18 protein-coding genes and 1 pseudogene are annotated in these 21,111 nt (G+C 71.3%); 4 read left to right on the forward strand and 15 right to left on the reverse strand.

The annotated features are described in order from the left end of the window. The coding region (locus tag ACW62_RS23635; RefSeq protein WP_157574940.1) for an NAD(P)-dependent alcohol dehydrogenase at positions 1–472 on the forward strand (472 nt) is incomplete at its 5' end. 18 nt (positions 473–490) lie between these two features. On the opposite strand, the gene ACW62_RS23640 is transcribed toward ACW62_RS23635, so the two are convergent. The 15 genes and pseudogenes from ACW62_RS23640 to ACW62_RS23705 all read right to left on the reverse strand — a co-directional run bounded on the left by ACW62_RS23640 (position 491) and on the right by ACW62_RS23705 (position 15,689). Then, the gene (locus ACW62_RS23640; protein ID WP_205629552.1) at positions 491–1,513 is read right to left on the reverse strand and encodes a fatty acid desaturase family protein; all 1,023 of its coding nucleotides are present in this window, start codon (positions 1,511–1,513) and stop codon (positions 491–493) included. A 184-nt stretch (positions 1,514–1,697) separates the two neighbouring features. Then, the gene (locus tag ACW62_RS35370) at positions 1,698–2,522 is read right to left on the reverse strand and encodes an amidohydrolase family protein (RefSeq protein ID WP_053206574.1); all 825 of its coding nucleotides are present in this window, start codon (positions 2,520–2,522) and stop codon (positions 1,698–1,700) included. Between the two features lie 142 nt (positions 2,523–2,664). Next, positions 2,665–2,994 (reverse strand): annotated as a pseudogene (locus ACW62_RS36610) (D-aminoacylase); the annotation flags it as partial. A 181-nt stretch (positions 2,995–3,175) separates the two neighbouring features. Further along, positions 3,176–4,249, reverse strand: a complete 1,074-nt coding sequence (locus ACW62_RS23650; RefSeq protein ID WP_083460094.1) for a Gfo/Idh/MocA family protein — start codon at positions 4,247–4,249, stop codon at positions 3,176–3,178. A gap of 365 nt (positions 4,250–4,614) precedes the next feature. Further along, on the reverse strand, positions 4,615–5,370 hold the full coding sequence (locus tag ACW62_RS23655) for a lactonase family protein (protein ID WP_338033152.1): 756 nt from the start codon (positions 5,368–5,370) through the stop codon (positions 4,615–4,617). Then, positions 5,367–5,921: a CGNR zinc finger domain-containing protein gene (locus ACW62_RS23660; protein ID WP_157574941.1), complete on the reverse strand. Its 555-nt coding sequence runs from the start codon at positions 5,919–5,921 to the stop codon at positions 5,367–5,369. Before ACW62_RS23660 ends, ACW62_RS23655 begins: the two co-directional genes overlap by 4 nt. 26 nt (positions 5,922–5,947) lie before the next feature. Further along, a complete protein-coding gene (locus tag ACW62_RS23665; protein ID WP_053206578.1) occupies positions 5,948–7,270 on the reverse strand; it encodes an NAD-dependent epimerase/dehydratase family protein in 1,323 nt (440 codons plus the stop codon). After that, positions 7,267–8,265: a pyridoxal-phosphate dependent enzyme gene (locus tag ACW62_RS23670; RefSeq protein WP_083460095.1), complete on the reverse strand. Its 999-nt coding sequence runs from the start codon at positions 8,263–8,265 to the stop codon at positions 7,267–7,269. The genes ACW62_RS23665 and ACW62_RS23670 overlap by 4 nt, the downstream gene beginning before the upstream one ends. After that, the gene (locus tag ACW62_RS23675; RefSeq protein ID WP_053206579.1) at positions 8,262–9,437 is read right to left on the reverse strand and encodes a M20/M25/M40 family metallo-hydrolase; all 1,176 of its coding nucleotides are present in this window, start codon (positions 9,435–9,437) and stop codon (positions 8,262–8,264) included. Before ACW62_RS23675 ends, ACW62_RS23670 begins: the two co-directional genes overlap by 4 nt. Beyond that, positions 9,434–10,249 (reverse strand): amidohydrolase family protein, encoded by an 816-nt coding sequence (locus ACW62_RS23680; RefSeq protein WP_053206580.1) that lies wholly within the window; start codon positions 10,247–10,249, stop codon positions 9,434–9,436. The genes ACW62_RS23675 and ACW62_RS23680 overlap by 4 nt, the downstream gene beginning before the upstream one ends. Beyond that, entirely contained in the window at positions 10,249–11,235 is a 987-nt protein-coding gene (locus tag ACW62_RS23685) for a Gfo/Idh/MocA family protein (RefSeq protein ID WP_053206581.1), read from the reverse strand. Before ACW62_RS23685 ends, ACW62_RS23680 begins: the two co-directional genes overlap by 1 nt. After that, positions 11,235–12,386, reverse strand: coding sequence for an alanine racemase (locus ACW62_RS23690; protein ID WP_053206582.1), 1,152 nt, complete (start codon positions 12,384–12,386; stop codon positions 11,235–11,237). The genes ACW62_RS23685 and ACW62_RS23690 overlap by 1 nt, the downstream gene beginning before the upstream one ends. Continuing rightward, positions 12,386–13,180, reverse strand: a complete 795-nt coding sequence (locus tag ACW62_RS23695; RefSeq protein ID WP_205629553.1) for a carbohydrate ABC transporter permease — start codon at positions 13,178–13,180, stop codon at positions 12,386–12,388. Before ACW62_RS23695 ends, ACW62_RS23690 begins: the two co-directional genes overlap by 1 nt. Before the next feature lie 89 nt (positions 13,181–13,269). Continuing rightward, positions 13,270–14,208, reverse strand: a complete 939-nt coding sequence (locus ACW62_RS23700; protein ID WP_053206584.1) for a carbohydrate ABC transporter permease — start codon at positions 14,206–14,208, stop codon at positions 13,270–13,272. Positions 14,209–14,225: 17 nt separating this feature from the next. Beyond that, positions 14,226–15,689, reverse strand: a complete 1,464-nt coding sequence (locus tag ACW62_RS23705) for an ABC transporter substrate-binding protein (protein ID WP_053206585.1) — start codon at positions 15,687–15,689, stop codon at positions 14,226–14,228. 214 nt (positions 15,690–15,903) lie between these two features. Here ACW62_RS23705 and ACW62_RS23710 point away from each other — a divergent pair, with 214 nt between their 5' ends. From ACW62_RS23710 to ACW62_RS23720, 3 genes are all read left to right on the forward strand, one after another. Continuing rightward, positions 15,904–17,937 (forward strand): alpha-amylase family protein, encoded by a 2,034-nt coding sequence (locus tag ACW62_RS23710; RefSeq protein WP_053206586.1) that lies wholly within the window; start codon positions 15,904–15,906, stop codon positions 17,935–17,937. Continuing rightward, on the forward strand, positions 17,934–19,064 hold the full coding sequence (locus tag ACW62_RS23715) for a hypothetical protein (RefSeq protein ID WP_053206587.1): 1,131 nt from the start codon (positions 17,934–17,936) through the stop codon (positions 19,062–19,064). The genes ACW62_RS23710 and ACW62_RS23715 overlap by 4 nt, the downstream gene beginning before the upstream one ends. Before the next feature lie 137 nt (positions 19,065–19,201). After that, the gene (locus ACW62_RS23720; protein WP_169792117.1) at positions 19,202–21,100 is read left to right on the forward strand and encodes a right-handed parallel beta-helix repeat-containing protein; all 1,899 of its coding nucleotides are present in this window, start codon (positions 19,202–19,204) and stop codon (positions 21,098–21,100) included. Positions 21,101–21,111: the final 11 nt, after the last annotated feature.

Consider the following 21,111-nt stretch of genomic DNA (forward strand, 5'->3'; position numbering starts at 1 on the left):
CAAGGCTGCCGGCGCGGAGGTCACCGGCGTGTGCAGCCCGGCGAAGACGGACCTGGTGCGCGCTCTGGGCGCCGACCACGTCCTCGACTACACCCACGACGACTTCGCCGACGGCACGCACCGCTACGACCTGATCCTCGACATCGCGGGCAACCCGTCGCTGTCGCGGTTGCGCCGGGCGCTCACCCCGTCCGGGACGGCCGTGATCGTGGGCGGGGAGAGCGGCGGCGCCTGGACCGGCGGCTTCGGCCGTCAGCTGCGGGCGCCGATCGTCTCGCTGTTCGTCCGGCAGCGGCTGGTCATGCTGGCCTCCAAGGAACGCGCCGGCGACCTCGTCCGGCTCACCCCGCTCATCGAGGCGGGCGCGGTGACGCCCAGCGTCGACCGGACCTTCCCGCTCGAACGGGTCGCCGACGCCATGCGCTATCTGGAGTCGGGGAAGGTGCGGGGAAAGCTCGCCATCACGATCTGAGCGCGGCCGCCGGTGCGATCAGGGCCGGAGCTGGCTGGCGAGCGGGCAGCGGAACGGGTCCGTCGCGGCGTGCTCGACGGTGTTGAGGTAGCGGACGATCACGCGGTAGGCGCCGGCGAACGTGGTCTCGGTGTACCGGACGTCGTGCTTGGCGCAGTGCTCGCGGACGAGGGCCTGTGCCTTGCGCAGGTTCGGGCGGGGCATGTTGGGGAACAGGTGGTGCTCGATCTGGTAGTTGAGCCCGCCCATGGCGAAGGTGGTGAAGCGGCCACCGCTGATGTTCCGTGACATCAGGACCTGGCGGCGGAGGAAGTCGATCTTCAGGTCCGGCGGGACGATGGGCATGCCGAGGTGGTTGGGCGCGAACGCCCCGCTGAGCAGCAGGCCGAAGAGGGCCATCTGGACACCGAGGAACGCGGCGGCCTTGCCCGGCGGCAGGACCAGCAGCAGCACGGTGAGGTACCCGCCGAACCGGCCCACGATGAACGCGACTTCCCACCACCGGTGCTTGAGCTGTTGCTCGTGCAGCAGCCGCTGGATGCTCGCGACATGCAGGGCGAGACCCATGAAGATGGCGAGGGGGAAGAAATAGCCCTGCCACCGGGTGAGGCGGGCCGCCAGGCCGCGCCGGCTCGCCGCGATGGCGGGGGTGAAGGCGAAGGCGCTGGGCCCGATGTCGGGATCCGCGCCCTCCTTGTTCGGGTTGGCGTGGTGACGACTGTGCTTGTTCATCCACCAGCCGTGGCTGAGGCCGACGAACGCCCCCGCGAGCACCCGCGAGGTCCAGTCGTTCCAGTGGTGCGACTTGAAGATCTGCCGGTGTGCGCTGTCGTGGCCCAGGAACGTCAGCTGGGTGAGCACGACCCCCAGCCCTCCGGCGAGGATGAGTTGGAACCACGAGTCGCCGATGAACGCGAAGAGCACCCAGATGCCGGCGAGGACCGTGATCGTCGTGATGATCTTGGTCCAGTAGTAGCCGTAGCGGCGGCGGAGCAGCCCGGCGGCCTGAACCTGCTGCGACAGCTCCGTGTACGTGCTCACGTACCGCACCCGCCGTGGCACGGCCTCGCTGCGGATGGGCGCCGCTCTGACGGCGGAATCAGGTGATTCTGTGTCGGGCAGTCGCATGACCACGCCCGTCTTCGGCCTCTGCGGCCGACCTACCTCGTACCGGCGCGGCTGGATCCATGCATGGTCTCCGTGTCCAACGCCATCACCCATCAGTTTACCCACCGGCGCCCGCACCACCGGATCGCAGCGGGCGGCCGGATCGCTCAGAGGTGAGCTTGCCGTCCTGGAGCGTCCGGACCCCGTTGCACCACACGTCCCGCACGCCGGTCGCCGGCACCGTCGGATGGTCGTAGTCGGCGTGGCTGTCGACGGTGTCCGGATCGAACACGACCAGATCCGCGAACGCCCCCTCGGCGATCCGCCCACGGTCCGGCAGCCGCAACCGATCGGCCGGCGCGCTGGTCAGGTGCCGAACCGCCTCCGGCAACGTCAGCACGCCCGCCCGTCGCACGTACTCGCCGAGGACCCGCGCGAAGGATCCCCAGGCGCGTGGATGCACGCGGGCTCCGACCAGGAGCCCGTCCGTGCCCACCGTGTGCCTCGGGTGCCGCATCAGTTCGCGGACGTTCGCCTCGAAACCGATGAACATGACGCACGTCGCGCTGAAGCCGGTGCCCAGCAACACCTCGATCGCGAACTCCGACGCGCCCGTTCCGGCCTGCGCGGCCGCGTCGGCGACGCTGCGTCCCACGGTCCAGGTCCAGTCGCCGTCCGGCACGCCGGCGATGACGATCGTGCTCCAGTCGACCACCAGGCCACTGTGCCCGTCGGAGCCGTCCCGGTCGACGGCGGCGACGATGCGGCGGCGGGCGACGGGGTCGAGGAACCTCCGGCGCCGCTCGGCGTGGTCGCCGACCTGGGACCAGCCGGGGAACTGGGCGCTCAGCGTCGACATCCCGGCTCGGTACGGGTACGAGTCGAAGCTGAAGTCGACGCCGTCGCGTTCGGCCCGGGCGAACAGGTCGAGCAGCTCGGGCATGCGGTGCTCGTTGACCGGCCAGCTCAGGTGGGTGTAGCCCGACCAGTTCCTCGGTCGACGCGAACATGCCCGGCACGTAGGTCAGGCCCGCGGACATGCCGAACGCGCCCTGGTCCAGCCCGGCTCGGACGACGTCTCGCTGACGGGCGAGTTCGGCCCGGCTCGCGGGCCCCTGTCTCGTCCCCATCGCGAGCTCGCGGACGTTGCCGTGCGGCACGAGGTAGGCCGCGTTGCACCCGGCCCCGGCCGCCAGCCGATCCAGGTAGCCGGCCACGTCCCGCCAGGTGAACTCGAAGTCGTCGGGGTCGCCGTTCCAGCCGCGGATGCGGTCGCGGAGGTTCGGCAGGGTGGTGTCGTCGACGGGCGCGTAGCTCAGGCCGTCCTGGCCCAGCAGCTCGGTCGTGACGCCCTGGGTGACCTTGGCCGGGCAGTCCGGATCCAGCAGGATCCGCAGGTCCGAATGCGAGTGCATGTCGATGAAGCCCGGTGCGACGGTCCAGCCCGCGAGGTCGACGACGACGTCGTCCGGTGCGGCGTCGATGCGCGGCGCGACCGCGGCGATCCGGTCGCCGCGTATCGCGATCACCACCGGCTCGGCGGGCCGGCCGGTGCCGTCGACGACCTGCGCACCGGTCAGCAGCGTGCGCGGCTGCTCAGCCACGGATCTCGACCGCCGTTCCGGTCAGCGCCGACTCGTAGATGCCGTCGGTCACCGCCACGACGTGCCGGGCCAGCTGGTGCGTCATCCCCTCGGGCGGCGGCTCCCCGCGGGCGCAGCGGATCAGGGCCTTCGTCGGGGCCCCGGCGTCGTACCGCCCGTCGGCGACCTCGGGCGGAAGATCGGTCGCGACCCCTCGATCGGAGATCCAGCGGGCCGCGTCCCGGCTCGTCTCGACGTCGAGCTGCCCGTCCCGCCCGTACAGCGAGAGCCGCCACTGCGGCGGCTGCGGGAACGGCTGGGTCGAGGCCGCCGACAGCACCCCGGCGCCGGAGTCGGCGAACTCGACCGCGACGCTGGTGTGCAGGTCCGTCCTGGACCGTGACGGAGTCGTGAACGCGGCCAGCCGCGCGATGCGCTGTCCCGTGATCCAGCAGGCCAGGCCCAGCTGATGGGACATCGACACCGCCGCGGAGCCACCGCCCGACACCGCCGGGTCGGTGTAGGTGGACGGTTCCGACGCACCGGCGCCGGCCCAGCCGCCGTCGCTGCCACCGCGCAGCAGCGCGCGGGTGTTGACCGCCAGCTGCATCGTCAGCTGCTCCAACGGCCCGAGCCGGCCGGACTCCACGCACGCGCGCGCATGCCGGAAGACCGGGGTGGCCGACCACCCGTAGCCGACCAGCAGCCGGCGGCCGCTGCTCTCCGCGGCCGCGCACATGAGCTCGGCGTCGGCGCTGCCCAGCGCGAACGGTTTCTCCACCAGGACGTGCGAACCCGCCGAGAGCGCCGCGGTCACCTGGTCGACGTGCGCGATGGGCGGGCTGCTCACCACCGTGATGTCCGGCCGGAGGCCGAGCGCGTCCCGCCAGTCGGCCAGGGCGTGACGGGCGCCGAACTCCGCGGCCAGGCGTTCGGCCGTCGCCTGGCGCGGACTCGTGACCGCGAGCAGCTCGACCTCCGGATCCGACGTCAGGGCCGGCAGGTGGGCGGTCTGCGACCACGCCCCCGCGCTCAGCACGACGGCGGTGACGGGTCGGCCGCGAGGTCGGTCAGGTGTGTCTGTCATCAGCAGTTTCCTCGATGAGGTCCGTGGGTCCGTTCGCACCGGCCCGGCCGGCCTTGTGCGGGAGAGCGATGGTGACACCAGCGCCAACAGTTGGCAGCTCCGTCTACACCTGTGCCGGCATCGACACACCCCGCGTCTGCCTCCCGGCTTCACCACCGTCTTCCCGGTGAGGTGTCTCGATGAAGCTCGCGGTCGGGGCGTTGCGAGTGCGGCACGTGACTCGTGGTGGTGTCGGGTGACCGGCCCCTGCAACCCGGGGATGGGGGCGGGTGGCGTTTGGCCATTGAGGACGCATCCCCCGACGCATCGACATGATCATCAACGATCGGCGACATCATGACGTCGCCACCGGTTGATGATCATGGCTACTCCGCCAGCAGCCAGCCGGGCTCGCCACAACGAACGGCGATGCCGGCCGGCCGGAGGCTCGAGCCGGCCCAGTCGAAGCAGGACACCGCATCGGAGTCCCAGCCGGCGACGTAGAGCCGGGACCCGGACCAGGCGAGGTGCTGCGGCCACTTCACGCCCGCGTCGACCTCCGCGACCTGTCGCGGTTCCGGCCCCGTCGCCACCACCCCGAGCGTGTCGACGCCCCTGTTGGCGACGATGACGTGGCCGCCGTCCGGTGTCCGGGTGAGGTCGGGCCGGTGCCCGGCGGCACGGCAAGGGCCTCGAGCGGTTCCAGCGCCGCGCTGACCGGCCGGTCCGCGTGCACCCGGGTAGCGGCGGATGAGATCGGCGCCGAGGTCGGTGACGTACAGCAGGTCGCCGTCGAACACGGCCTGGTGTGGATGCGGGGCGTCCTGCCGCGCCGCGTCGACGCCGGAGCCGCCCGCGGGCAGTGGATACAGGCCGTCCGCCGCCGGCCCGCCGGCCGGGTCCAGGGTGAGTATCGCAAGCGAGCCACCGGCATAGTTGGTCGCCACCAGCAGGCGTCCGGTCGGATCGACCGCGACGTGGCACGGCTCGCCTCCGCCGCTCGGCACCGTGAACAGTTCCTCGATCTCGGCACCGCCCAGGTGCCACCCGTGGAGCCGGCGTGGCGCAACGCAGCCCCGAGTCGGGCCGTCGTCCTCGGCAGGCGACCAGGAACGTGGGGTCGGGCATGCGATCTCCCTCAGCCGCTCGCCTGCCGCGCGCGATAGGCGGCCGTGTGGACGCGGTTACCGCAGCTCGGGTTGTCGCAGTAGAGCCGGGACCGGTTCTTCGAACCGTCCAGGAAGACCCGCGCGCAGTCGGGGTTCGCGCACGTCTTCAAGCGATCCCCCTCCCCGTCCTCGATCAGCAGCGCGAGCGCCATCGAGCAGTCGGCGCGCAGGTGCGCCGAGACGGCGACGAAGGGGAAGAAATAGTGGATGTGCACACCCAGTCCGTCGTGCGCGTTCAGCCGGGGACGGATGTCAGCCTGCGCCAGCAGCTCGTTGACCACCTGCATCCGGCGGTTGTCGTCCGGAGCCGCGAACGCCGCCCGCAACTGGTCGCGGAGAATGCGCAACTCCACGAGGTCCCGCTCCTCCGGTGGCGGCGCGTCGGTCACCACCCACTGTTCCATCAAAGTGCGGAGTTGCTTCAGCGTCTGGAGCTGGTCCGGTGCGTCCCGGGACTCCGCGGAGTTCACCAGACTGACCGCGACCCCCAGCACACGGGGGCGATCGGATTCCTTCTTCGGCACGGCTGGAACCTCTCCTCTGACTTCCTTCAGTTGCGCCAGTAATGGTCGAGGGCATCCTGGGCCCGGAACCCGATGACCTCGTCGGCCCGGTCGAACCGGTACCGGCCATGCGGCGACGGAGCACCGATGTGCACGATCGGCGCTGCCTCGCGCAACGGACTCCGGCGCACCGCCGCGGAGACCGCACGGCCCGCGTCGGCCCAGGTGACGGCGAACGGATGCACCTCGGAGTGATACACCGCCCGCGGCGACACCAAACCACAGAACAACAGCATCGGGCAGTCGAGACCGTGCTGCTCGGCAAAGACCCGGGTCACCTCCTGCGCCAGATACTTCGACAGGAGGTAGGCATTCGCGCCCGGACGCGCCGGCGCGCTCTCGTCGACGGCGGCATCGTCCAGGTATCCGTCCGGATAGGGCTCGATGACCTGGGCCGGCCCGGTGTGGACGACGCGGCGGATGCCGAGCCGGACCGCCGACCGGAGGACGAGGTACGCGCCCCGCAGGTTGACGGCGAACGCCGGCGCGCCGTCCCGCACGACGGCGCAGTTGACGACGCAGTCGATCCCGGTCATCGCGGCCAGCACGGCGGCCGGATCGGTCAGGTCGACGGTGCGGAAGCGGTGCGGGTCCGGGATCCGGTCCGGCAGCAGCGGCGCGCCTGGCGACTGCGGCGCCCGGGCGGCGCAGTCCGCCAACGAGGCCGCATCCGTCAGCGTCACCCGGCCGGCGGAGGCGAGGGCGTCGAAGGCGGCGGCCCCGAGCGGCCCGCCCGCTCCGGTCACCAGGATCTCCCGCGGGTCCCACGCCTCCTCGTGCCGTTCCCGGCGCGGCGCGCCTCCCCGGGGCGACGGCGAGCCGAGGTGTTCCACCGTCAGGGCGGCCCGCGGGTAGGAGGCCAGCGGTGCGCGCACCCGGTCCAGGATCCGCGCCGCGACGTCGCCGCCGGACTCGTCCGCGCCGTCATCGGCGAGCCGCAGGATCACCACGTCGATGTCCAGGGACCGGGCGGTCTCGACGACCGCCAGCTCGGCCACGTAGGGCGCGAGCGAATCCGGATCGGTCGTGGGCCGCGGGCGCCAGTTCTCGGTGATGCGCCAGCCGGGCTCGTAGCCGTCGAAGACGCGCAGGCTGGATAGCAGGATCACCCGCCGCGGCCGCAGGCGCACGAGCTCGGACCAGGTCTGCCGGCCCATCCGCTCGATCCGGTCCTCGGCCGCACCGTCATCGCGGGTGCCCAGCACGACCGTGAGGTCGCCGTGCCGCTCAGCGGCACCCGGCAGGCCGGCGCCGATCGCGTCGCTCAGCCGCCGGCCGACCCCGATCAGCACGACCCGGCCCCGGCTCACGGCGAACTCCGCAGGCTCACCAGGGGTTCGGCGTCCCGAGCCGGCTGCGTGCGATGCGGGTCGTCGAGGTTGGCGCCGCAGAGCACCAGCACCGGCGGGCCGGCGACGGGATCGGGCCGCCAGCTGCCGCTCAGGACCGACGCGACGACCGCGGCGGCGGAGTTCTCCACCGCCAGCCGGAACTGGTCCCAGATGTAGCCGCGAGCGGCGACGATCTCCTCGTCGCTGACCAGCACGGACCGCACGTGACCGGCGGCCGCCGCGGCGAAGGCGAAGTCACCGATCACCCGGGCGCCCAGCGAGTCCACCGCGATCGTGTCGATCACCACGGGGACCGGCCGTCCCGCCTTCAACGCCTCGTGCAGACTCGGCGCGCCGGTCGGTTCCACCCCGATGACCTCGAAGTCCCGGTCCCGGCCGACCGCGGCGATGCCCGCGCCGAGCCCGCCACCGCCGACCGCGACCACCACGGGTCCGTGATCGGCGCCGTCCAGCTCCAGGGCGAGGGTGCCGGCGCCGGCCACCATGTCGAACGTGTCGTAGGGGTGCATCGCCGCCGCACCCGTCAGGGACACGAACTCCGCCACGGCGAGATGGGTGTCCGGGTGGGTCGGCCCGCCGTCCCGGACCGTGGCGCCGAGGGAGCGGAGCCGGTCCACCTTGACCGCGGGGGTGTCCGTCGGCACGAACACGGTGACCGGTGCTCCCGCGTGCCGGCCGGCCAGGGCCGCCGCGATGCCGGCGTTGCCGCCCGAGGCGATGACCAGGCCGGCAGCCGGCAACCGGCCGAGCTCGACCAGCCGCAGCACGCTGTTGAAGGCGCCCCGGGCCTTGAAGCTGCCGGACAGCTGCAGTTGCTCGAGCTTGAGCAGGACGGGAACCGGACCCGCCGGGGTCTCGATCTCGGCCGGCCACAACGGCGTCGTCCGCACCACGCCGCGGATGCGATCGGCGGCGGCCACGACGTCGGCCAGGACCGGCAGCCGCGCGGTCATGACGTGCCCGCCAGCAGGTCGCCGATGACGCCGACGGCGTCGGTGAGCTCCCGGATCGGGACGTACTCGCCGGCCGAGTGCGCCTGCCGGATGCTGCCCGCGCCGAACACGACGCACGGGAACCCGCACCGGACGAGCTTGGAGGCGTCCGAGCCGAACGGCACGCCGGTGGGCGAGCCGTCCAGGCCGCGACGGCCGAGCAGCTCACCGAACCGCCGGACGAACCCGTCGGACGGCGGCGTGTCGAGGCCGTCGTCGAGCAGCAGCGGCGGGTCGACGACGACGTCCGGCCAGCGCTCGCCCACCTGCCGGCGCAACGCGGCCCAGACCTGCTCGGCCCCTTCCGACGGGATGAGCCTGCGGTCATAGCTGAGGACGGCCGACCGCGGGATCAGGTTGATCGCCTCGCCGCCGCGGATCTGGGTGACCGTCATGGCGGGCGCGGTCAGCAGCGGGTGCTGTGCCGTCAGCTGCCGCGGGTACTCCCCCGACAGGAACGCCACCACCTCGGACAGCTGAGCGATCGGGTTCGGCACGGACTCGGCCACCGAGCTGTGCCCGCCCGGGCCGCTGGCGGTGATCGTCCCCCGCAGCACCCCCTTGTGCGCCACGACGCATCGCAGTTCGGTCGGTTCCCCGACGACGGCCCCGATCACCGGCTCCGCGGCCGGGATGCCCTGCTCGATCAGTGCGGTCACGCCGGCGAACCGGTCCTCCTCGTCCACGCACGCGGCCAGGACGACCGTGTGGTGGCGGCGCCGGGCCAGCTGCTCGATCGCGGCCATGAACACGGCCAGCTGTCCCTTGGCGTCGCAGGTGCCGCGGCCATGGCAGCGGCCGTCCCGCTCGACGACGGTGAACGGCGCGCTCATCCCGGCGGTCTCGACGGTGTCGGTGTGGGTCTGGAGCAGGACCGCGCCCGGAAGCTCGCCGGGGATGACGACGACCGCGTTGTGGCGCCCGTCGACGACCTCCATCAGGTCGGCCCGCCAGCCCCGAGCGGCCGCCCACGCGCGGACGTACTCCGCGACCGCTGTCTCCCCGTGCGGATCGCCGCCCGCGCGGGGATTGACGCTGCGGATCGCCACGAGGTCCTGGAGCAGCTCCAGGACTCGCGGCCGCGGTTCGGCCGGAGCGGATTCACCGTTGCCATCGGATACTCGGGAGATCACGAATGCCCTTCTTCGACGGGGTTGCGGACGCTGCGGAGGACCCTTGCCAGGTTGCCGCCGGCGACGAGCGCCCAGTCCCGATCCGGGAGATCGAGCAGGTGACGCACGTCGACGGCCTGCGCGAAGGTCTGGTGCTCGAGGCAGGGGGCGAAGTCCGAGCCCCAGGCGATCCGCTCCGGCCCGAAGGACCGCAGCAGCGCGCCGAGGTACGGCCGGAGCTCCTCGTGCGGATGCGACGAGCCGGTGACGCCCAGCGCATACAGGCCGGACAGCTTCACCATGACGTTCGGCGACTCGGCGGTGGCCACGACCGCGCGCCGGCTGCGGGACCCGGACTCCCGCCCGGCCGGGAGGCCCAGGTGGCTCCACAGCACGGTGGCCCGCGGGCACGCGCGGGCCAGCGCGGTCACGAGGTCCGCGTTGCCCGGCCCGGTGTTGATCGAGACGATCAGCCGCTCGGCGTCGACGACCTCCAGCAGCCCTGCGAGCCGGGCGGCCACGTGCCGGGGGTCCGCCCCGTCCGGCGGGTAGATCGCGATGCCGTCGAACGCCGGGTCGACCGCGGCCGGCGCCGGTGCGGGATCGGCGACGTCGACGTAGGCCAGGAGGCGCATCCACGGCTCGCGCACGCGACGCAGGTAGTCGTTGTTCGTCCGGCACCACGGCTCGCCCTGATAGCCGACGACGACGGCGGTGTCGATGTCGTGACGCCGCCGCAGTTCGCGGTAGCCGGCGAGGTCGTGGTCCGCGGCGGGCGCCGTGCCGCCGAAACCGTGCTCGAAGAGATGGATGTGGCTGTCGATCATGGCCATCACGGCGCCTCGACCTTCCTGGCTCGTCCGCCGGACCGTCCCGACCGGCGCGCGGCCTCCGCCATCGCGACCACCGTGGCCGCGTCGGCGAAGCGGATCGTGCCGCTCGGCCGTCGTCCGGCCACGTCCTCGACGAACTCCGAGATCTCGGTCTCCAGCCCGGGGGCGTCCTCGGTCGTCCACGTCCGGACGTCCTCGCGCTGCCCGCTCCCCCGGCGGATCCACCCGGTGGTGCGGGCGCCGTCGACGGTCAGGCCGAGTGCGCCGGCCGGGCCCACCAGCTCGATGTCGTCGTAGCCGGGCGTGTCGGCCGGACGTTGCCAGGAACTCACCAGCTCCCAGTCCACGTCGTTGTCGGCGCGGCCCCGGGTGGTCGCGAGGGTGGCCACGCCGTTGTCGGGCTCGAGGACCGTGCTGACCTGCGGGAGAGACCCGCCGGTGAGCCAGCTGGCGAGATCGAGGTCGTGGATCTGGGTGAGGAAGATCGGGTCCGGATCGCCGTAGCGGACGTGACCGGCCTCCCGCGCTCGTTCGGCCCGCAACCGCTGGACGGCGCCGATGCGACCGGACGCGAGCTGCGACCGGAGCCAGCGGTGCGGCTCGGAGAACCGCAGCACGTGGCCGGGCGTCACCAACGGCGCGAGACCGGCCGCGAGCACCTGGCGAGCCTCGGCGAGCGACAGCGCCACGGGCTTCTCCAGCAGCACCCGGATGCCCCGGCCGGCCGCCGCGAGCGCGAGTGCGGTGTGGGTGCTGCTCGGGCTGGCGATCGACACCGCGTCGAGAGCGACCTCGTCGAGCAGGGCGACCGGATCGGCCGCCGTCGCCGCTCCCGGGCACTGCCGGGCCGCCTCGGCGAGCCGGTCCAGACTCGGGTCGGACAGCCCCACCGGCACGATCCCGAGCTTCAGGTAGCAGCGCAGGTGCGCCAGGCCGAACCCGCCCAGGCCGATGATGCCGACGCGCGGCCCGTTCGCGCCGGCCATCAGCGCGCCGCCCGATCGATCGCCGGCCAGCCGGCCACCCGCTCGCCGTCACGGTAGACGTGCACGAAGCCGCTGCAGAAGAACGCGGTGCAGACGTGGTTGGGCACGACGGTGACACGCTGCCCGACGGCCAGCGGCGCCGGCGCGACCCCGTCCGCGGGGCGCAGCCAGCCGTGCTCCTCCGAGAGCCGGTCCAGGCGCCATCCCGGCGCCCCGACGATCAGCCCGTGCCCCGGATGCCACGCCCGGAGGGTCTCGCTCGGCAGCAGGTCCTGACCCAGTGCCTTGGACCCGGCGTCGATGCAGGCCCGGCCCGGCTCCGGCCGGCTCACCACGGTGGCCACGACGCGGACCGCGCAGTCGGCGAGGCCGGCGTTGCGCAGCCCGATCTGGCCGAGATCGTTGAACGCGAAGATCCCGGGCCGGATGTGCGTGACCCCCGGCACGGCGAGCACCGCCCGGGCCGACGCGCTGGCGCCCATGGACACGTCGCGCACCGGGACCCCCCGGCGCCGGATCGCCGCGGCGACGCCGGTCATCAGCTCGGCGGCCGCCACCGCGCGGGCGTCGCGATCGTCGGGGCCGGCCGCGTCGTAGACGGAGCCCTCGTGGGTCATGATCCCGGTCACCGTCACGCCGTCCAGCGCCGCCACGGCCGCCGCCAGCTCCGCTGCGTCGTCGGGTCGCACTCCGGCCCGGCCCAGACCGGTGTCGACGATGAGGTAGACGTCGGCCCGCTGACCCGCGGCGGCGAACCTGTCGCCGATCGCTCGCGCCGCGACGACGCTGTCCGTCGCCAGGGTGAGCCGCGCCGTCTGCGCGACGGCGAACGCCTCCTCGACCGCGGCGCCGACCACCGGATAGGCCAGCACGATCCACGGCGCTCCGGCCGCGGCGAACGCCGCGGCCTCGCCGACGGTGGCGACGCACAGGCCGCGGGCACCGAGCCGCAGCTGCCTGACGCCCAGCTCCACCGTGCGGTGCGTCTTCGCGTGCGGGATCAGCTCGACCCCGGCGGCCTCGCACCGGGCCGCCAGGTCGCGCATGTTCGCTTCGAAGATCGCCAGGTCCAGGGCGAGGAACGGTGTCCTCGGCTCCGACCCGAGCAGCACCCGGTCCAGCTCCGTCGGCTCCTGCTCCACCGCGTGCATCACCGGCCGCCCATCCCGGACAACGCGACGCCCTGGATGAACGCCCGCTGCAGCAGCAGGAACACCACGACGATCGGGATGATGGTCAGCATGGACACCGCCATCAGGTGGTTGTAGTCGGTCGCGTGCTGGCCCTGGAAGAGCCGCAGCCCCACGGCGAGGGTGTACTTGTCGAGGCTGCGCAGGTACACGATCGGCCCGATCACGTTGTTCCAGTTCGCGACGAACGCGAACACCGTCACGGCGACCAGCGGAGGCTTCGACAGCGGCAGGATGATCGACCACAGGATGCGCAGCGACGACGCCCCGTCGAGCCGCGCGGCGTCGTCGAGCTCCCGGGGGATCGTCAGGAAGAACTGACGCAGCAGGAAGATGTAGAACGCGGTCCCGAACCACGCGGGCAGGAACAGCGGCCACAGGGTGTTCACCAGTCCCGCCTCGCTGAACATGATGAACTGCGGAACCAGCAGCACCTCCCCCGGGATCATCATGGTCGCCAGGGTCAGGGCGAAGAGGAAGCCGCGCGATCGAGCCCGCATCCGGGCGAACGCGTAGGCGGGCAGGACGCACGAGATCAGGGTGCCGACCACCGCCAGCACCGTGACCAGGACGGTGTTGACCGTGAACCGGCCGAACGGCAGCGTGTTCCAGCCCTCCGGGTAGTTCTGCCACAGCCATGACGTCGGGAAGAACTGCGGCGGGAACGACAGCACGTCCTGGCTCGACTTCAGCGACGTGCTGAACATCCACAACAGCGGCAGCAGGTACACCGCCGCGCCCGCGATCAACAGCACGTAGGCCGTTCTCCGTTGCGCCCGGACCACCCGGGCGGACTGCGCGGGTCCGGAGCTCGATGCCCGTGGCGTTCCCACGACACCCTCCCTCATTTCGCCTCGTAGTGGACCCAGCGGCGAGCGGCCGCGAACTGGATGGCGGTGATGACCAGGATGAGCGCGAACAGCCCGACCGACAGCGCCGAGGCGTACCCGAGGTCGAAGTAGTTGAAGGCCTGCCGGTAGATGTAGAGGCCGAGGACCATCGTCGAGTTCTCCGGGCCGCCGTCGGTCATGATGAGAATCAGCGCGTACGCCTGCAGGCTGCCGATGAACCCGGTGATCATGTTGAAGAAGATGACCGGCGACATCATCGGGATGGTCACGTGCCAGGTGCGTCCCCACCAGCCGGCGCCGTCGATGGTGGCCGCCTCGTAGAGCGTGACGGAGACGTTCTGCAGGGCCGCCAGGTAGATCACGACGGTGTTGCCGGCGCCCCAGACACTCATGATGATCAGGCCGGGGATGGCCCAGGACGTGCTGGTCAACCAGCCCGGGCCCTGGATTCCGGCCCAGCCGAGCACCAGGTTGACCAGGCCGTAGTCCGGGTGCAGCAGATTGGTCCACAGCAGCGCGGTACCGACACCGGCCACGACCGCCGGGATGTAGAAGATCGCCCGGAAGATGCCGACCCCGCGCACCTTCTGGTTCAGCAGGATGGCGATGAAGAAGGTCGCCGCGACGCTGGCCAGCGTCGCGCCCACGCCGAAGTACAACGTCACCCAGACCGAGCTGAGCAGCAGCTCGTCGGTGAACATCCGGGTGTAGTTGTCGAACCCGATGAAGCTCGGGTCCGACAGCAACGACCAGTCGGTGAAGCTGATGCCGACCGAGGCGAGGATCGGGCCGCCGGTGAACACCACCAGCCCGATCAGCCACGGTGACAGGAACAGGTAGAAGTTCCGAGCCTCGGCACGTGCCAGCGGAGTACGAGTGCCCTTCGGTCGCGCGGTTCGTCGCGTCTTCGCTCGGTCGTCGATTCTGAGCATCTCGTCCCCCGCCGCTCTCAGCGGTTCTGCTCGAGCAGCGGAGTCACCGACTCCGTGATCTCCTGACAGCCGTCCGCCACCGACAGCGAGCCGTTGACGACGCGGTCCCAGATCGGGAACGCGGTCGCGTCGACCTGCGGCGTCGCCGGGCCGAAGTTGACGCCCTCGGTCGTCGCGTACGAGTTCAACGCCTCCAGCGCGTACTCGGCGCCGTCCGGCGCGTACTGCGACTCGAGGTACGCGGGCCAGGCCGAGGAGCGGGACGGGCTGCCGAGGCCGGTGCTGGCCCACATGAAGGTCTGGCCGGCCGAGGAGAGGTACTCGTTGAGGTAGATCCAGGCCGCGTCCGGGTTCTTCGCCTCTTCGGTGATCGCGAAGCCGCTCCCGGCCGCCGCGGTCGTGTGCCGCTTCGGACCCTTCGGGTACGGCGCGATGGCCCAGTCGAAATCGGCCTGGTCGAGCAGCCCGGCCGCGGCCCAGGTCCCCTGGATGGCCATGCCGGCCCGGCCGAGGGTGAAGGCGTCCGCACCCATGGCCTTGTTGTCGGCGTCGCCGGGCATCATGGCGTTGTTGAGGAACGGGTCGAGCCAGAAGTTCGCGGCGTCGATGGAGGCCTGCTCGCCCAGCAGGCAGCTGGTCTCGTCGTCGTCGAGGTAGCGGCCCCCGAACGGCGCGAGATAGTTGGCGCTGAAGAAGCCGTCCGGGTACGGCACGCCGGCCAGCCCGAACGTCTTGTCCACCCCGGACCCGGTGCTCATGGTGAGCGCGGCCTGCTTCAGGTCGTCCAGCGTCCAGTTCTCGTCCGGCTCGTCGATCCCGAACTTCGCGAACAGGTCGCGGTTGTAGAACAGCATCAGCGGGCCGCAGTCGTACGGAATCGCGAAGAGCTGGTCGTCCTGTTCGTAGAACGCCGTCGCCGGCTTGGTGAAGTCGTCCCGATCGAAGTCGGTCTGCTGGGCGATGTAGTCGTCCAACGGCCGGAACCAGCCGGCCCGCACGAACTGCTGCACCCAGGCGTACTGCACGACCATGATGTCGGGAGCGGTGCCACCGGCCATCTGGGTCAGGTACTTCTGCAGGTAGTCGGCGAACGGCGTCACCTCGATGACGACCTCGATATTGGGGTGCCGGCTCATGAAGAACTCGTCGAACTGCCGCTGCCGCTCGAGCAGCGTCGGGGACCAGGTACCGGCGACCGTCAGCTTCACCGGCTCACCCGGCTCCGCGATCATCGTCTCCGGCCAGTCGAGGCTCTCGAGCATCGCCTTGGCCTCGGCCTCCGGGTACAGCTCGGTGGAACCGCCCGTCGCGGGCGAACCCGCGGGCGGCTCGCTGGCCTGCCGCTGCTGGCCTCCGCAGGCCGCCGTCAGCAGGCCGGCGGCACCCAGCCCCAGAATCGAGGAGTACCGCAGGAAATCGCGCCGCGTGGCGCCGCTCGGCGCCCTTCCCGCGTTCATCGCTGCGCTGGTGTCGTCCGACATCACGATCCTTTCTCGCCGTGAGCGGGCTCTGCCCATCCAGGTTGGTCGTAGCAGTACCAAACGTCGAAGCGGTCATGAATATAGGGGCGGCGCCAAACCCCGTCAAGCGTCATATTCACTGAGTTCAGGCTATTGACTGGCCATTGGGCCAGCCCTAGGGTTCACGACCATACGTCGCTTTGAACCTGTTGGCCATGAAGGAGTGGACCGTTCCATGACAGCTCCCGAGACCGCACCGGCCGTACGCCCCGGGCGCGCCCTGCCGTCGAGGCACATCCACCTCGACTTCCACACGTCTCCGGCCATCCCCGGCGTCGGCCGGGACTTCGACCCCGAGGAGTTCGCCGACACGCTGGTCAAGGCCTCGGTCTCGTCGATCACCGTGTTCGCCAAGTGCCATCACGGGATGGCCTACTACCCCACCGAGATCGGCGTCCGCCATCCGGGACTCGACCGGGACCTGCTGGGCGAGCAGATCACCGCGCTGCACGGCCGCGGCATCCAGGTCACGGCGTACCTCAGCGTCATGTACGACCAGCGGGTCTGGAATCAGGAGGGCGGCTGGCGGGTCCTGGACCGCAGCGGGCTGGCACGAGGCCTGTTCGGCCCCGCGGGCCCGGTGGCGGGCGAGCTCGGCAAGATCTGCCTGAACACGCCGTACCTGGACGAGGTCACCGCCATGGCCGGTGAGGTGGTCAGCCGCTACGACGTGGACGGCCTCTTCTTCGACAACGTCCAGTACGGCCGCGCGCTCAGCGACGCCTCCATCTGCTTCTGCCAGTACTGCACGTCGGAGCGCCGGGCCGCCGGCATCGACCCGGACGACCGCCAGGGCAACCAGGCGCACATGGCCGACATGATCGACCGGTCCCTGGCCCGCATGTTCGGCAGCGTCCTGACCACCCGGCCGGACGCCTCGGTGTTCGTCAACGGCCAGCTGGTCATGGGGTCGCCCCCGGAGTACCTGCGCCGCGTCTCGCGCCGGTACCGGCACCTGGAGATCGAATCCCTGCCGGGCGGCGACTGGGGCTACGGCCACTTCCCCCTCGCGGCCCGCGCGATGCGTCAGTACGACGTCGAGCTGATGGGCATGACCGGCGCCTTCCATCGGAGCTGGGGCGACTTCGGCAGCGTCCGGAACCAGGCCGCCACCGACTACGAGTGCGCGGCGATGATCGCCCACGGCACGACCGTCGCCGTCGGCGATCATCTCCACCCGCACGGCGTGCTCAACGCCACCACCTACGACCGGATCGGCCGGACGTTCGCCCGGATCCAGCAGTTGCAGCCGTGGACGGACGCGGCTCGCCCGGTGGCCGACATCGGGGTGCTCATCAAGCCCGAGTCGGCGGAGTCGGCGGAGATCCGCGGCGCGAACGCCATGCTGAGCCAGCTACGCCACCAGTTCGACCTGGTCGATGACCTGGCGGACTTCAGCCCCTACCGGGTGCTGATCCTGCCGGACCGGCACGAGGTGTCCGCGACGCTGCTGCCTCGCCTGGCCGCCTTCGTCGCCGGTGGCGGAAAGCTGCTCGCGACCGGCCGCTCGCTCGGCGCCGAGGCGGACCCGTCGGCCCGGTCGCTGTTCGGCGTCGACGAGATCACCGACTGGCCGTACGAGCACCAGTACTTCGAGCTGCTCGCCGACGCGGACACGCCGGCGCCCGGGGTGCACATCGCCTACCTGCCCGGGCAGGTGCCCGTGCCCGCGGACGACGGGCGAACCCTTGCGCGCTACTGGGCTCCGTACTTCGCCGCCAACGACTACGAGCACTTCCAGGTGGCGCAGGTGCCCCCGCAGGCGCCGACGGACAGCGCCGCGATCGTCGGCACGGACAGCACCGTCTACATCGGGCCGAACCTGTTCACCGACTACGCGACCTACGCCTACCCCCAGCATCGCGACGTGGTCGCCGCTCTCCTCGGGCAGCTGCTGCCCGACCCCGTCGTGCGGGCCGGCGGGCCGACCACGCTCCAGGCGACGGTGACCGAACAGCCGGGCCGTCTCCTGGTCCACCTGATGCACTACGTGCCGCAGACCCGAGCGCCCCAGGTCGAGGTCGTCGAGGACACGCTGCCGCTGTACGACGTTCCGGTGCGGGTCCGCTGTGCCGCGGCGCCCAGCGCCGTGCTCCTCGCCCCCGGCGAGCAGCAGGTCGCGTTCAAGCACGTCGACGGGTTCGTCGAGTTCACGGTGCCGAAGATCGACGGCCATCAGCTGATCGCCATCGAGCGGCCGGCCTCGTGACGGCGACCCGGCACGGCTTCTGGGAGTACACCACTCCGGGTTGCGGTGGTGCCGAGTTCTACACCCTCGACGACTGGCGCACGCTGATCGCGGACATGTCCGAGCACGGCATGGACGACCTGCTGCTGATGGTCAAATGGTGGACGACGGGGTACCGGTCGCGGCTCGACTTCCTCGACCAGGACCCGGACAACGCGGCGATCGCCTCGGACAACGAGCTGATCCACGCGATCATCGACCTGGCGCACGCCGCCGGCCTGAAGGTCACGCTCGGCGCCGTGCTCAGCTTCTACGTCCGCGACCGGTTCCCGTTCGGCGAGCCGCACACCGTGGTGGACGAGTGCGGCGGGTTCGGCCTCGGCACCGACGTCGGCGTGTACACGCTGACCGACCCCCGGGTCCTCGACGCCGGGCTGCAGGTCGCGGCCGAGCTGTGCCAGCTCTTCCCCCAGGCCGACGGCATGATGTTCGAGCTGGAGTCCTCGGGTCAGTACACCGACGAGTCGGCGGCCCGGTTCGAGACCTGGGCCCGGGCGAAGGGGGTCGGCACCACCCGCGTCCTCCATGCGCGGAACTTCGACTTCCCCGCCTGGCGCGACTTCGTCACGGACCTGCGGATCGCGTTCCTCACGAAGCTGGAGGACGTCTGCCGCGCGAACGACTTCCACGGCCGGCTGTCGACCATCGCGGAGACGGCCAACGAGAAGTACCTCGTCCAGCACGAGCTGAACCTCGACCGGCTGCTCGCGGACACGCCCGGCTGGCAGGTCATCTGCTACGACTACTGGCGTTGGCAGCACCGCCTCGCCGGCACCGACCTGTGCATCGTCCAGCCGAAGTCCGTCGGGCTGAGCTCGGCCTTCCTGGCCCGCGGGCTGATGACCTATCCGCATGAGGGCGGCTGGCCGCTGCCGATCCCGCTGACGGAGTCGTGGGACATCGACGTCGAGGATCTGCACCGGCACCAGCCGGACCAGGCCTGGTGGTTCGGGGCGGGACCGGTGCGGGAGGGCCCGAGCACCAATGTCGAGCTGGCCCGGCTGCGGGAGAGCGGCTTCGCCTCCGGCCGGGACGCACGGCTCGACCTGTTGCGGCGCATCCGGGGCGCCAGCGCGACGACCCGGTAGCACCAGCCGGGCCGGCGCCGTCCCCCGGCGCCGGTCCGGGTCAGGACCGGCAATGTCCCCTCAAGGAAGCGAGGCCTGCTATGTCCGATGGAACCGCTCGTCCCGTCCCGGTGGAGCCGAAGCCGGCGGGTTCGGCCATGGGCCGCCGTGCCGTACTCGCCGCGGCCGGCGGCGTCACCGTCGCGGCGATGCTCCCCACGGCGTCCGCCACCGCGGCCGAACGCTCCACCCCCGAGCGCCGGCGCACGGCGGTGGCCGCGGCGGCGCCCGTCACGGGCTGCACCCTGGCCGACCTGCGCGCCACCACCAGCGGCGTCGCCGACGGCGACGTCTTCTACGTCACCTCGCCCGGGCAGGAGGGCCACTTCCGCCACACCGCCGCCGACACCACCAGCGCCGACAACACCGGAACCGTCGTGGTGTCGACGTCCGGCCTGCGGTTCAAGCGCATCTACGAAGGTCAGCTCAGCGTCCGGTGGTTCGGCGCGAAGGGCGACGGCAGCACCGACGACACCGCGGCCATCCAGCTCGCCATCAACACGGCGCAGGTCGAGGGCGCGGTCCTGCACTTCCCCACCGCCCGGCCCTACATCGTCTCCGCCCCGCTGATGATCGACTCGGCGAAGGCCGGGCTGCGCATCCTCGGCGACACCATGCGCAGCGTCGGGACCTGGCGCTACACCACCATCAAGGTCTCCTCGAGCGTCAACCCGGCGACGCCGATCAACGCGGTCTTCGCGTTCACCGACACCGCGGAGAACTCTCGCTACGAGTTCGCGAACCTCTGCATCGACGGATCGCTGCGGGCCCGCTACGGCATCTACTCGGAGAAGATCACCCACTCCGTCTTCCGGCGGCTCTGGATCAACCAGACGCTGACCGCCTGCCTCGGCATCGGGTACGGGTGGTGCAACGACGTCCTCGAATGCGAGCTGTCGATCAACAAGGGCGACGGCATCCGCTTCACCGGCCCGGCCGTCAACCAGCTCAACGTGGTCAACTCCAAGATCTACTTCAACGAGGGCATCGGCCTCAACTTCCCCTTCGAGACGTTGTCGACGCGGATCACCGGCTGCACCATCGAGGGGAACCGCAAGACCGGCGTCTACGCCCAGCAGGGGCTGACCTCGCTGACCATCTCCAGCTGCTACATCGAGGACAACGCCGAGGACGGCCTCGACATGAGCGGCACCCTGGTGCGCGCGGACATCATCCTGAACGGCAACGCCTCCGCCACCCCGGCCACCACCGTCGCCGCGGCGAAGCCCAACAACGACGTCACGATCGCCAACAACTTCGTCGCGAGCTTCCGGACCAACAGCTTCGTCCACGCCTACGCCGTCGACCGGTCGCTGAACCTGCACAACAACGCGATCAATCGCTACTCGGACTTCCGCCCCACGGACACCACCCCGTTCATCGTCCTGCGCGTGGGATCGAGCGCGACCGGCGGCGGCAGCCTCGTCCGCGGGGTGCGCCTGGACGACAACCAGGTCGTCTGTCTCGGCACCCAGGTGCCGACCCAGCCGGTCGAGGTGCTGAATCTGAGCGGCGCCCACACCACCCTGCACGACACCACGATGCGCCACGTCCACCGCCACGACTACTGCCCGGAGCTGAGCCAGTTCACCGTGGTGGACACCGCCACGGTGCCGGGCACCTTCACCGCCGGAACCGGGAAGTTCCGCGGCGCGCCGACCTACGTCATCGCCGGCTCGACGCAGAGTGCCCGCTGGGGTGTGACGCTCAACGCGGCCGACCATCCGGAGCTGGCCGGCAAGCACGTCTACTTCGGCATCTCCGTCAAGCAATCGGCCGCCGGCGTCGGCACCAGCCTCCGCACCGGCCCGTCCGGCATCGACACCCAACCCGCGTCGTCGACGGCCTGGCGCGAGATCTCCCAGGTCTGCCTGTTCCCGGCCAGCGGATCGGTGACCTTCGGCATCGGCATGACCGCCGACGCCGCAGGCAAGAGTCTCACCGTGGCCAAGCCCGTCATCGCCGAGCTCGGCGCGCCCTACAACGAACTGAGCTGATCCGGCCATCG

Origin of the sequence: Jiangella muralis (assembly GCF_001270745.1) — a bacterium.
GTDB lineage: Bacteria > Actinomycetota > Actinomycetes > Jiangellales > Jiangellaceae > Jiangella > Jiangella muralis.